Source organism: Delftia sp. K82, from assembly GCF_002193035.1.
Classification (GTDB): Bacteria; Pseudomonadota; Gammaproteobacteria; order Burkholderiales; family Burkholderiaceae_C; genus Comamonas; species Comamonas acidovorans.
Genome location: NZ_MYFL01000007.1, coordinates 134,670 through 145,874 on the forward strand (window position 1 = coordinate 134,670; position 11,205 = coordinate 145,874).

The 11,205-nt window shown below is 67.2% G+C and carries 11 protein-coding genes; 5 read left to right on the forward strand and 6 right to left on the reverse strand.

Annotated elements, in window-relative coordinates:
• Positions 1–57 precede the first annotated feature (57 nt).
• The 4 genes from hemW to KDK82_RS29700 all read right to left on the reverse strand — a co-directional run bounded on the left by hemW (position 58) and on the right by KDK82_RS29700 (position 3,934).
• On the reverse strand, positions 58–1,302 hold the full coding sequence (gene hemW, locus KDK82_RS29685; protein WP_012203958.1) for a radical SAM family heme chaperone HemW: 1,245 nt from the start codon (positions 1,300–1,302) through the stop codon (positions 58–60).
• The gene (gene rdgB / locus KDK82_RS29690) at positions 1,299–1,901 is read right to left on the reverse strand and encodes an RdgB/HAM1 family non-canonical purine NTP pyrophosphatase (RefSeq protein WP_012203957.1); all 603 of its coding nucleotides are present in this window, start codon (positions 1,899–1,901) and stop codon (positions 1,299–1,301) included. Before rdgB ends, hemW begins: the two co-directional genes overlap by 4 nt.
• Before the next feature lie 99 nt (positions 1,902–2,000).
• Positions 2,001–2,906, reverse strand: a complete 906-nt coding sequence (locus KDK82_RS29695) for a PP2C family serine/threonine-protein phosphatase (RefSeq protein ID WP_012203956.1) — start codon at positions 2,904–2,906, stop codon at positions 2,001–2,003.
• Positions 2,903–3,934 (reverse strand): serine/threonine-protein kinase, encoded by a 1,032-nt coding sequence (locus KDK82_RS29700; RefSeq protein ID WP_088166994.1) that lies wholly within the window; start codon positions 3,932–3,934, stop codon positions 2,903–2,905. Before KDK82_RS29700 ends, KDK82_RS29695 begins: the two co-directional genes overlap by 4 nt.
• Positions 3,935–4,023: 89 nt before the next feature.
• On the opposite strand from KDK82_RS29700, the gene KDK82_RS29705 reads away from it, so the two are divergent.
• The 4 genes from KDK82_RS29705 (at position 4,024) to KDK82_RS29720 (ending at position 8,182) form a co-directional block, all read left to right on the forward strand.
• The gene (locus tag KDK82_RS29705) at positions 4,024–4,917 is read left to right on the forward strand and encodes a YicC/YloC family endoribonuclease (protein WP_043825178.1); all 894 of its coding nucleotides are present in this window, start codon (positions 4,024–4,026) and stop codon (positions 4,915–4,917) included.
• A gap of 44 nt (positions 4,918–4,961) precedes the next feature.
• A complete protein-coding gene (gene gmk / locus KDK82_RS29710) occupies positions 4,962–5,591 on the forward strand; it encodes a guanylate kinase (protein ID WP_013803794.1) in 630 nt (209 codons plus the stop codon).
• Between the two features lie 18 nt (positions 5,592–5,609).
• Positions 5,610–5,813, forward strand: coding sequence for a DNA-directed RNA polymerase subunit omega (gene rpoZ / locus KDK82_RS29715; protein ID WP_012203952.1), 204 nt, complete (start codon positions 5,610–5,612; stop codon positions 5,811–5,813).
• Positions 5,814–5,914: 101 nt separating this feature from the next.
• Positions 5,915–8,182, forward strand: a complete 2,268-nt coding sequence (locus tag KDK82_RS29720) for a bifunctional (p)ppGpp synthetase/guanosine-3',5'-bis(diphosphate) 3'-pyrophosphohydrolase (protein WP_034390983.1) — start codon at positions 5,915–5,917, stop codon at positions 8,180–8,182.
• Positions 8,183–8,212: 30 nt separating this feature from the next.
• Here KDK82_RS29720 and KDK82_RS29725 read toward each other — a convergent pair whose 3' ends face one another.
• Positions 8,213–9,079: an NAD-dependent protein deacetylase gene (locus tag KDK82_RS29725; protein WP_088166995.1), complete on the reverse strand. Its 867-nt coding sequence runs from the start codon at positions 9,077–9,079 to the stop codon at positions 8,213–8,215.
• 86 nt (positions 9,080–9,165) lie between these two features.
• Between KDK82_RS29725 and KDK82_RS29730 the strand changes: the two genes are divergently transcribed.
• On the forward strand, positions 9,166–10,539 hold the full coding sequence (locus KDK82_RS29730) for a lytic murein transglycosylase (RefSeq protein ID WP_179218000.1): 1,374 nt from the start codon (positions 9,166–9,168) through the stop codon (positions 10,537–10,539).
• Positions 10,540–10,543: 4 nt separating this feature from the next.
• Here KDK82_RS29730 and greB read toward each other — a convergent pair whose 3' ends face one another.
• Positions 10,544–11,110: a transcription elongation factor GreB gene (greB, locus tag KDK82_RS29735; RefSeq protein WP_088166996.1), complete on the reverse strand. Its 567-nt coding sequence runs from the start codon at positions 11,108–11,110 to the stop codon at positions 10,544–10,546.
• Positions 11,111–11,205: the final 95 nt, after the last annotated feature.

Genomic DNA, 11,205 nt, shown 5'->3' on the forward strand with positions numbered 1-11,205 from the left:
GCGCTGGATGAAAAAAAGGACGCCTCGGCGTCCTTTTTTCAACGGCGGTTCGCAGGTTCACTCGGCAAGAAACAGTTCCTGCAGGTCGCTGAGGAAGTCAAAACCCCGCTCCGTGGGCACCACCCGCCCCAGGTCGCGCGTGATCAAGCCCTTGGCCTGTGCGGCGTCCAGCCCCTTGGCGATGGACGACAGCGGCAGGCCGGTGCGCTCCATGAAGTCCTGCAGCGCAAAGCCTTCGCGCAGGCGCAGCGCGTTGAGCATGTACTCGAAGGGCAGGTCGGCACGGCGCACCTCGCCGTCCTGCGCCAGCGGCGCGCCGGCCAGGGCCTGGTCCATGTAGCGCGCGGGATCACGAAAGCGCACCTGGCGCACGATGCGGTGCGCAAAGCTGAGCTTGCTGTGCGCGCCCGCGCCTATGCCCAGGTAGTCGCCGAACTGCCAGTAGTTGCGGTTGTGCCAGCACTGGTGGCCCTCACGCGCATAGGCCGAGATCTCGTAGCGCTGCATGCCCGCGGCAGCGGTGCGCGCGGTGATGCGGTCCAGCATGTCGTAGGCCAGGTCGTCCTCGGGGATGGCAGGCGGAAACTTGGCGAAATACGTATTGGGCTCGATGGTCAGGTGATAGACCGACAGGTGCGGCGGGGCGAAGGACATGGCCACGTCCAGGTCCCGCGCCAGGTCCAGTTCGGTCTGGCCGGGCAGCGCGTACATCAGGTCGATGTTGAAGGTCTCGAAGCTGTCGGCCGCCTCGCGCACGGCCGCACGCGCCTGGGCGCCGTCGTGCACGCGGCCCACGGCCTGCAGCAGGCGGTCGTCAAAGCTCTGCACGCCAATGGACAGCCGCGTGACACCGGCCGCACGGAAGGCGCGGAAGCGGTCGGTCTCGAAGGTGCCGGGGTTGGCCTCCATGGTGATCTCGCAGTCGGCCTCCATGCGCAGGCGCGCGCGGATGGCGGCCAGCAGCCGGTCGATGGACTCGGGCGCGAACAGGCTGGGCGTGCCGCCGCCGATGAAGATGCTGTGCACGGTGCGGCCCCAGATCAGCGGCAGCGCGCTCTCCAGGTCGGCGACCAGGGCGTCGATGTAGCGGTCTTCGGGCAGCTCGGGGCCGTCGCGGCCATGCTCGTGCGAGTTGAAGTCGCAGTACGGGCACTTGCGAATGCACCAGGGCAGGTGCACATACAGCGACAGCGGCGGCAGGCTGCCCAGCTGCAGCGTGCCGGGGCGCATGTAGTGCTGGATGTCGCGCTGCACGGCGGCCTGGGCGCCGGAGGCCGAATCCTGGGGCTGGATGGGAATCATCGCACCCAGCGCTCGCGCACGAGTTCGATCATCTGCAGCGTGGCGCGGCCGCGGTGGCTGTGCGCGTGCTTCACGGCCGGGTCCATCTCGGCAAAGGTCTGGCCCAGCTCAGGGATGTACATCACGGGGTCGAAGCCGAAGCCCTGCGTGCCACGGCGCTCGGTGGTGATCTCGCCGAGCACACGGCCCATGGCGATCAGCGGCTCGGGGTCCCTGGCGCTGCGCACGCCCACCAGGGTGCTGACCATGGCGGCGCGGCGGTCGGCCACGCCCTGCATCTGCTCCAGCAGGGCGCGCACGTTGTTGTCGTCGCTTTTCTCGTAGCCGAACTGCGTGCAGTAGTAGGCCGTGTCCACGCCCGGCAGGCCGCCGAAGTGCGAGACGCACATGCCGGCGTCGTCGGCAATGGCGGGCAGGCCCGTGCGCTCGGCCGCGAAGCGGGCCTTGGACAGCGCGTTCTCCACGAAGGTGCAATGCGGCTCGGGCGCCTCGCCCTCGAACAGGTCGCCCTGGCGAATCAGTTCAACGCCCAGCGGGGCGAACATGGCTTGCAGCTCGGCGAGCTTGCCGCGGTTGTTGGAGGCCAACACAATCTTCATCGTAGAAATCCAGTCGGGCGCCCGTGCGCCCTTTGTCGTCAATAGGTTCGGTAGTCCATGCGCGCCACCGGCACCGCTGCTGCGGGCCGGCAGCGGCGTTCAGCGCTTGAACTGGCGCTCGGCCGAGCGGCGTATCGCCTCGTTGATCTCGGCGATGGAGCGCTCGATGGCGGCGTCATCCAGCTCATCTTCCAGGTCTTCGATTGGCCCCCCCTGGATCGTGGATTCAAACGCGTCGTTCTCGATGTCCTGGGTGGAGATGCCCATGGTGGACTCGAAGGCGTCGGGCGTCTCCCACTCCATGGCGATGGCCGTGACGTTGTCGCTGGCATCGCCCGCGTTGCGCAGCGCCGTTTCCACCAGCTGGGGGATGGCCTGGGACACGGTGCGGCCGTGCAGGGTGCGCATCAGGTGCCCTTCGTCCACGCTGCCCCACAGGCCGTCGGAGCACAGCAGCAGCTTGTCGCCCTGCTCCAGCCGGCGCGGCTCGGTCACGTCGTAGATGGGCTTGGAAGGCGAGCCCAGGCAGGTGAACAGCACATTGCGGCTGGATGTCTTGAGCTGCGCGGCGATCTCGCCCATCTCCAGATAGGAGTGGTCGCGCGTGCGCACCAGCAGCTCGCCACCGCGCACCAGGTACAGGCGCGAGTCGCCGCAGTGGATCCAGGTGATCTTGCCCTTCTGGATGACGGCCGCCACCAGCGTGGTGCGCGGCGTATCGATCATGCCCTTGGCGCTGGCGTAGCGCAGGATCTGCCGGTGCGCGTGCAGCAGCGCATCGACCAGAAAGCCCTGCGGATCGTCCAGCAGCGGCTTGGCCTGGCGCTGGAAATGCACGGACATCACCTGCAGCGCCAGCTGCGCGGCGACCTCGCCTTCGGGATGGCCGCCCATGCCGTCGGCCAGCACGAAGAGCACGGCCTCCCGCGTGTAGCAGTAGCCCATGCGGTCTTCATTGAGCGCCCGGCCGCCGCGGCGGCTCAGCTGAAATACCGAAAACCTCATGGCTTGCGCTCCTGGCCGACGGCCGGCAGGCCTGCCGTGCCGCTGATCTTCTGCATGTTCTTCTTGGCGTCGGTCACCAGCGTGTCCAGTTGCAGGCGCATGCGTTCGGAGACACTGAGCTTGGTGTAGCGGCGCTCACCCTCGCGGCTCAATTCCTTTTGCAGCGCAAACACCGACTGCGGGCGCGAACCCGGGTCCATGGCCATGCACCACTCGACGACTTCGATGAGGTTGTCCGAGTACACGCCGCGCAGCTTGGTCAGCGCCAGCGTGAGCCGGTCCTTGTCCTGGCGCTGCGGCGCCTCGTTGGGCGGAAAGCCCTGCATGCAGGCATAGATGCAGGCGCCAATCGCGTAGATGTCGGTCCAGGGGCCGAGCGACGCATCGCGGCGGTACATCTCGGGCGCGGCAAAGCCCGGGGTGTACATGGGGCGGATGAAGTTGCCCTCCTTGGACAGCACCTCGCGCGCCGCGCCGAAGTCGATCATCACGGCGCGGTCATCATTGGTGATGAAGATGTTGGCCGGCTTGATGTCCAGGTGCAGCATCTTGTGCTGGTGCACGATGCGCAGGCCGCGCAGCACCTCGTCGAACAGCGAGCGGATGGTCGATTCGCGGAACACCTTCTCGGCCTTGAGCTCGCGCGCGGTGACAACGAAGTCCTGCAGGGTGGCACCCTCCAGGTAGTTCATCACCATGTAGACGGTTTCGTTCTCGCGAAAGAAATTGAGCACGCTGACCACGGAAGCGTGCGAGATCTGTGCAAGGGAACGCCCTTCCTCGAAGAAGCTCTTGAGGCCCAGGCGGTACAGTGAAAGCTTTTCGGGAGCCACGGCGGGCTGCAACTCTCCGGGGGCACGGGTGGCCAGCGATGCGGGCAGGTATTCCTTGATCGCAACCTGCTTGCCCTCTGCATCCAAGGCCAGGTAAACGACGCCGAAACCGCCGGAAGCAAGCCTGCGCACCACCCGATAGCCGCCGATCGTGCTGCCTGGCGGCAATGGCGCCGGCTTGATCTTGGAAGACATTTTTCTCCGGTGAGTCTCAGGGATGAGGCGAAACCCGGATAATCGGGCAATTGCAAGCATCCATCAAAAGTCCAATGCCAGTTTACAGCATGACCGGATACGCCAGTGCCCAGCACGGCGCGTCCGCAGAAGATGGTGGAGCGTCGGGCCGCAACAGCCGGCTCGGTCTGGAGATCCGCTCGGTCAACAGCCGCTTCCTGGATCTTTCGTTCCGCCTGCCCGACGAGTTGCGCGCCCATGAGCCGGCCTTGCGGGCCCTTCTGACCGCCCGCCTCAAGCGCGGCAAGGTCGAAGTGCGCGCCGCCATCGACAACGACGACGGCAACTCCCTGCCCGACCCCTCCACCGCCATGCTGCAGCGCCTGGCCATGCTCCAGGACACCGTCCAGTCATGGCTGCCCGACGCTCGCAGCCTGTCCGTCTCCGACGCACTGCGCCTGGCCAGCGGCGGCGCCAACTCGGCCATCGACTGGAGCAGCATGCTGCCCACTCTGGCAGAGCAGGCCCTGACCGAACTGCTGGAAGCCCGTGCCCGCGAAGGCAAGCGCCTGGCCACCATGCTGCTGGACCGCATCGCCCAGCTGCGCAAGCTCGCGGCAGACGCCACGCCCCTGGTGCCCCAGCTCGTGGAGCAGCAGCGCCTGCGCTTCATGGAGCGCTGGAAGGAAGCGATGGCCCTGGCCGAAGGCGCCGTGGCGCCCGAAGCCGCCCAGGACCGCGCCCTGACCGAGGCCACGGCCTTTGCCATACGCATCGACGTGGCGGAAGAAGTCACCCGCCTGGACTCGCACCTGGACGAGATCCAGAGCCTGCTCAAGAAGGGCGGCGAGATCGGCAAGCGCCTGGATTTCCTGATCCAGGAACTGCACCGCGAAGCCAACACGCTGGGCTCCAAGTCCGCCACGCTGGAGCTGACCCGCATCAGCGTGGACATGAAGGTGCTGATCGAGCAGATGCGCGAGCAGGTGCAGAACATCGAATAAGCCCATCACAGATGCCCATGCGTAACCAAACTGCGCACAAATCCATGGATTACCCCGGAAACCTCTTTGTCGTCTCGGCCCCCAGCGGGGCCGGCAAGTCCAGCCTGGTGCGAGCCCTGCGCGAGTTCGATGCGCGCGTCTCGCCCTCCGTCTCCCACACCACCCGCGCGCCGCGTGGGCAGGAAAAGCACGGCCGCGAGTACTACTTCGTCTCCGACCAGGAATTCGACACCATGGTGTCGAACAACGCCTTCGTCGAATGGGCGAATGTGCACAGCCGCCGCTACGGCACGGCCAAGAAGGCGCTGGAAGAGCGCATCCAGGTCGGCACCGACGTGCTGCTGGAGATCGACTACCAGGGCGCGCTGCAGGTCAAGGAAGCGTTTCCGAACGCCGTTCTGATCTTCATCCTTCCGCCCAGCTGGGACGAGCTTCGCGCACGCCTGGAAAACCGGGGCGAGGATGCGCCCGAGGTGATCGAGCTGCGCCTGACGAACGCGGCCGAGGAGATGGCCCAGGTGGCGAAATTCGACTTCGTTATAATCAACGAATTGTTCGAGAGCGCACTGTTTGATCTCAAGACGATCATCCACGCCCAGCGCCTCAAGTATGCGGCTCAGCGCAGCCGCCGCGCAGAGACCTTCGAGTCTCTCAATATTTCTGTACCCAACTGACGTTTCCCGGAGATCCTGATGGCACGCATCACTGTTGAAGACTGCCTGGAGCAGATCCCTAACCGCTTCCAGCTCGTGTTGGCCGCCACTTACCGCGCCCGCATGCTGAGCCAGGGCCACACGCCCAGGATCGAAACCAAGAACAAGCCCGGTGTCACCGCCCTGCGCGAGATCGCCGAAGGCAAGGTCGGCCTGGAGATGCTGAAGAAGGTTCCGGGCTGATTTGCTGCAAAGCAACACAATGGCCCCACAAAGAGCACCGCACAGCGGTGCTTTTTTTACATGAAGCCTGCACAAACCCGCATGCACGCTACATTTAAGTCATGAAAGCGGCCTTGACTTCGTTCACAGCCCCCTCTGATCCCGTACCGACACCCCGGCCCGAGCGCATGTCTGCAGAGCAGGCAGCGACCGTGTCGGCCAATGCCTTTGCCGGACTGATGGAGCACCTGGGTTACCTGGATGCCACCAGCATCGAGCAGGTGCGCGAAGCCTATGCCTTTGCCGACCTGGCCCACAGCGACCAGTGGCGCAGCAGCGGCGAACCCTACATCACCCATCCCATTGCCGTCACCGCGCTGTGCGCGAGCTGGAAGCTCGACGCGCCGGCCCTGATGGCCGCGCTGCTGCACGATGCGATGGAAGACTGCGGCGTCACCAAGGCGGACCTCGCCCAGCGTTTCGGCCAGGACGTGGCCGAACTGGTCGACGGCCTCACCAAGCTGGACAAGCTGCAGTTCAACACGCGTGAGGAAAACCAGGCCGAGTCCTTCCGCAAGATGCTGCTGGCCATGGCGCGCGATGTGCGCGTCATCCTGATCAAGCTGGCCGACCGCACCCACAACATGCGCACCATGGGCGACATGCCGCGCAACAAGTGGGGCCGCATCTCGTCGGAGACGCTGGAGATCTACGCACCCATTGCCCACCGCCTGGGCCTGAACCAGACCTACCGCGAGCTGCAGGACCTGGCCTTCCGCCACCTGCATCCCTGGCGCTATGCCACGCTGGAAAAGGCCATCGCCCGCTCGCGCAAGCGCCGCCGCGATCTGGTCCAGCGCGTGCAGGACGAGGTCAATGCGGAGTTCGCCGGCGCAGGCCTGCAGGCACGCCTGGCAGGGCGCGAAAGCACGCTGTATTCGCTCTATCTGCGCATGGAGAAGAACCAGCTGAGCTTTGCCAAGGTGACGGACGTCTACGGATTTCGCGTCATCCTGCCGCGCGTGATCGACTGCTACACCGCGCTGGGCGTGCTGCACCAGATGTACAAGCCCATGCCGGGCCGCTTCAAGGACTACATCGCCATTGCCAAGAACAATGGCTACCAGTCGCTGCACACCACGCTGGTGGGCCCATCGGGCGTGAACATCGAGTTCCAGATCCGCACCGAGGAAATGCACATCGTCGCCGAGGCCGGCGTCGCCGCGCACTGGCTGTACAAGGCCCAGCCCGGCCACGATTCCGAGCAGCTGGGCACGCAGTGGCTGCAGTCGCTGCTGGACATCCAGAACGAGACGCGCGATGCGGCCGAGTTCTGGGACCACGTCAAGGTGGACCTGTTCCCCGACGCCGTCTACGTGTTCACGCCCAAGAGCGAGATCATGGCCATGCCACGCGGCGCCACCGTGGTGGACTTCGCCTACGCCATCCACAGCAAGGTCGGCAACCACATGACGGCCGCCCGGATCAACAACGAGGAAGTGCCGCTGCGCACCGAACTCAAGAGCGGCGACGTGGTGCAGATCGTCACCTCAGAGGACGCCACGCCCAACCCGGCCTGGCTGGGCTTCGTGAAGACGGGCCGCGCGCGCTCCAAGATCCGCCACTACCTGAAGTCGGCCGCGCAAAGCGAATCGGCCCGCCTGGGCGAGAACCTGCTGGCCCAGGCCATGCGTGCCGAAGGCATGGATGCCGTGCCGCCGGCCGACGAGGCCAACCAGGCACTGTGGGATGAGGTGCTGCGCATGGCCGGCAGCCGCAGCCGCGCCGACCTGATGGTGGACATCGGCATGGGCCGGCGCATTGCGTCGCTGGTGGCCTCGCGCCTGACGGCGCTGATGGCGCGCCACGGCCACCGGCCCGACGCCCTGCTGCTCACACGCGAACGCTTCAACTCCAGCAACCGCCCCTTCCAGGGTGCCGTGCTGCTGGACGGCTCCAACCAGGGCTCCATCCACTACGCGCAATGCTGCCGCCCCGTGCCGGGCGACCCCATCGTGGGCTACCTGGGCAGTGGCGAAGGCCTGATCGTCCACCATGCGCAGTGCAAGATCGCGCAGCGCCTGCAGGAAAAGGACAGAGACCGCTTCATCGTGGTCGAGTGGGCCGATGACATGGATGCCGCGCGCCTGTTCGAGGCACGCATCGTGGTCACCGTCAACAACGGCAAGGGCGTGCTCGCGCGCGTGGCGGCCGAGCTGGCGGGCGCCGAGGTGGACATCCTGCGCGTGGACATGGCCGACGAGGCCGCCATGAGCACCACGGACCTGTGCTTCGTGATCTCGGTGCACGACAACCAGCAGGTGGAGTCCGCGCTGCGCAACCTGCGCCGCGTGCACTCGGTGGTGCGCGCATCGCGCGTCATCCCCTGATGAACACTGCCCCGCTCCTGCGGGGCTTTTTCATTGCGCCAGGTCCTGGGCCAGCCGCTGCAGCAACGGGCCGCAGTCCTGCTCGATCTTGAGGGCCAGCAAATCCTCGGAGCGCATGCGGCCCTGGTTGATGGCGGCCACCGGCTTGCCCTGGCCCACGGCCTCATGCACGAAGCGCAGGCCTGAATACACCATCAGCGAAGAACCGGCGACCAGCAGCCCGCCGGCCTGCTGCAGCATGGCGCGCACGGCCTGCACCCGCTGGCTGGGCACGCCTTCCCCGTAGAACACCACGTCGGGCTTGAGCACGCCGCCGCAGTGCGCGCAGGCCGGCACGTCGAAGCGGCTGAAGTCGCGCCCCTCCAGATCGGCATCACCGTCGGGCGCGGCCTGGGCGCTCAGGCCGGCCCAGCCGGGGTTGCGCTCCAGCAGCATGGCCTGCAGCACGGCGCGCTCCATGCCGGTGCCGCAGCCCATGCAGCGCACGGCGGCGATGCGGCCGTGCAGGTCGATGACGCCATCGCTGCCCGCTGCCGTATGCAGGCCGTCCACATTCTGGGTGACCAGGCCTTCGATCCATCCGCGCCGCTGCAACTGCGCCAGTGCCGCGTGGGCCTGGCCGGGCCTGGCCTGCGCCATCACGGGCCAGCCCAGCAGGCTGCGCGCCCAATAGCGCTGGCGCGTGGCATGGCTGCCCATGAAGGCCTGCAGCGTCACCGGCTGAGGACGCTTCCACTGGCCTTCCAGATCCCGGTAGTCCGGAATGCCGGAGCCCGTGCTGCAGCCCGCGCCCGTCAGCACCAGCCAGCGCCGGCCGGGCGGCAGCAGGGCGCGCAGGGCCAGCGCGGCATCGTGCAGAACCGGGGACGGTGATGGCGGCGGAGCGATGGCGGTCATGGCCGCACAGCATAGCGGCCCCGCACGCCCAATGCAGAAACACCGTGTTGCACTCCGAGCCGGGGCGTAGCGGAGACAATGGCCGGATGCACCACGCACACGCCACCGCCCAAGCCACAGCCCACGCCTTTCCCACCGCCCGCCATCCCGCCGCGCTGAACCGTGCCGCCCTGGCCACCACCCTGGCCACCACCCTGGCCGCCGTGCTGCTGGCCGGCTGCGCGTCCCGGCCGGCGCCTGCGCCGGTCACGGTGCCGCCCTCCATGCCGGCCCCCACGGCGCCTGCCGCGCCCGTGCAGCCCGAACCCGCCACCGCGCCGGATGCCGCCCAGCAGGCCGAAGCCACCAGCTTCGAAGCGTGGAAGCGGGATTTCGCGCGCAAGGCGCTGGACGCCGGCATCTCGGAGAAAACCGTGCGCAGCGCACTGGAGCCTGCCCGGCTGCAGCGCCGCGCGGTGCAGCTGGACCGCTCGCAGCCTGAATTCACGCGCACGCCCTGGCAGTACCTGGACAGCGCCGTATCCGCCCAGCGCATTGCCCAGGGCCGCGCCAAGCTGCGCGAAGCGGCTGCACCGCTGCAGTCGGCCAGCCAGCGCTATGGCGTGCCGGCCGAGGTGATCGCCGCCATCTGGGGCATGGAAAGCAATTTCGGCGGCAACTTCGGCAACTTCCCCACGGTCGATGCGCTGGCCACGCTGGCCTTTGACGGCCGGCGCGCCGCCTGGGCGCAAAAGGAGCTGCTCGCAGCCCTGCGCATCATCGACAACGGCGATATCGATGCGGCCCACATGATCGGCTCCTGGGCGGGTGCCATGGGCCACACGCAATTCCTGCCCTCCGTGTTCCTGGCCTATGCGGTGGATGCCGATGGCGATGGCCGCCGCGACATCTGGGGCAGCCTGCCCGATGTGACGGCCTCCACGGCGAACTACCTGGCCCATTCGGGCTGGAAGACGGGCGAGCCCTGGGGCGTGGAAGTGCGCCTGCCGGCAGGCTTTGACCATGCACGCGCCGAGACCAGCGTGCGCCAGGACAGCGCGCAATGGGCGGCCGAGGGTGTGCAGGCCGTGGACGGCTCCGCCCTGCCCTCCACGGCCGATGCCAGCGTGATCGCGCCGGCCGGCGCACGCGGGCCGGCCTTCATGGTGGGAGCCAATTTCCGCACCATCCTGCGCTACAACAACTCCGTGAATTACGCGTTGGGCGTGGGCCTGCTGTCGCAGCAACTGGCCGGTGGCCCGGGCGTGCAGGCGGCCTGGCCGCGCGATCTGGCACCGCTGTCGCGCGACCAGTTGCGTGCCTTGCAGACCGCGCTCAACGAACGGGGATTTTCGGCCGGCACAGCCGATGGCGTGATGGGGCCGGCCACGCGCGCGGGCCTGCGCCAGTTCCAGCAAAGCCAGGGCCTAGTGGCCGACGGCTACCCCACGCTGGAGCTGCTGCAGAAACTGCAGCCCTGAACGCTCACCCGGCGGCGCCGCCCGGCTCCGGGTAGGTGACTTCCAGCACCTCCAGCGTGCGCACACCTGCGGGGGTGGGCAGGGCCACCTCGTCGCCCACACGGGCCTTGAGCAGGGCGCGCGAGACGGGTGCAATCCAGCTGACCTGCTGGCGTGCGCTGTCGGCCTCGTCGATGCCCATGATGGTGATGGTGCGCTCCTCGCCCTCGTCATCGACATAGGTGACGGTGGCGCCGAAGTAGATCTGCTCGCTGCCGGCATGCACGGAGGGATCCACCACCTCGGCGATCTCCAGCCGCTTGGTCAGGAAGCGGATGCGCCTATCGATCTCGCGCAGGCGCTTCTTGCCGTACAGATAGTCGCCGTTCTCGGAGCGGTCGCCATTGCTGGCCGCCCAGTGCACGATTTCCACGATGCGCGGGCGCTCGTTGTCGATCAGGTCCAGCAGCTCCGTCTTCAGCCGCGCGAAGCCCTGGGGCGTGATGTAGTTCTTGCCGCCCGGCGGCAAGGGCGGCAGGCCGACTTCATCATCGTCGTCGCCGTCGGATTCCTTGGTGAAAGCCTTGCTCATAGGGAGCCGATCTTCACACAGATCACCGCAGGAGGCGAAGACGCCGCACAAACCACGACACCAACGGCGGCACAAACGAAAAAGCCTCAGAACTT

Coding starts and splice junctions, on each gene's coding strand:
- rpoZ (WP_012203952.1), top strand. CDS start 5,610: ATGGCACGCATCACTGTTGAAGACTGCCTGGAGCAGATCCCTAACCGC.
- KDK82_RS29730 (WP_179218000.1), top strand. CDS start 9,166: ATGCACCACGCACACGCCACCGCCCAAGCCACAGCCCACGCCTTTCCC.
- KDK82_RS29700 (WP_088166994.1), bottom strand. CDS start 3,934: ATGTCTTCCAAGATCAAGCCGGCGCCATTGCCGCCAGGCAGCACGATC.
- gmk (WP_013803794.1), top strand. CDS start 4,962: ATGGATTACCCCGGAAACCTCTTTGTCGTCTCGGCCCCCAGCGGGGCC.
- KDK82_RS29725 (WP_088166995.1), bottom strand. CDS start 9,079: ATGACCGCCATCGCTCCGCCGCCATCACCGTCCCCGGTTCTGCACGAT.
- KDK82_RS29695 (WP_012203956.1), bottom strand. CDS start 2,906: ATGAGGTTTTCGGTATTTCAGCTGAGCCGCCGCGGCGGCCGGGCGCTC.
- rdgB (WP_012203957.1), bottom strand. CDS start 1,901: ATGAAGATTGTGTTGGCCTCCAACAACCGCGGCAAGCTCGCCGAGCTG.
- KDK82_RS29705 (WP_043825178.1), top strand. CDS start 4,024: ATGACCGGATACGCCAGTGCCCAGCACGGCGCGTCCGCAGAAGATGGT.
- hemW (WP_012203958.1), bottom strand. CDS start 1,302: ATGATTCCCATCCAGCCCCAGGATTCGGCCTCCGGCGCCCAGGCCGCC.
- KDK82_RS29720 (WP_034390983.1), top strand. CDS start 5,915: ATGAAAGCGGCCTTGACTTCGTTCACAGCCCCCTCTGATCCCGTACCG.
- greB (WP_088166996.1), bottom strand. CDS start 11,110: ATGAGCAAGGCTTTCACCAAGGAATCCGACGGCGACGACGATGATGAA.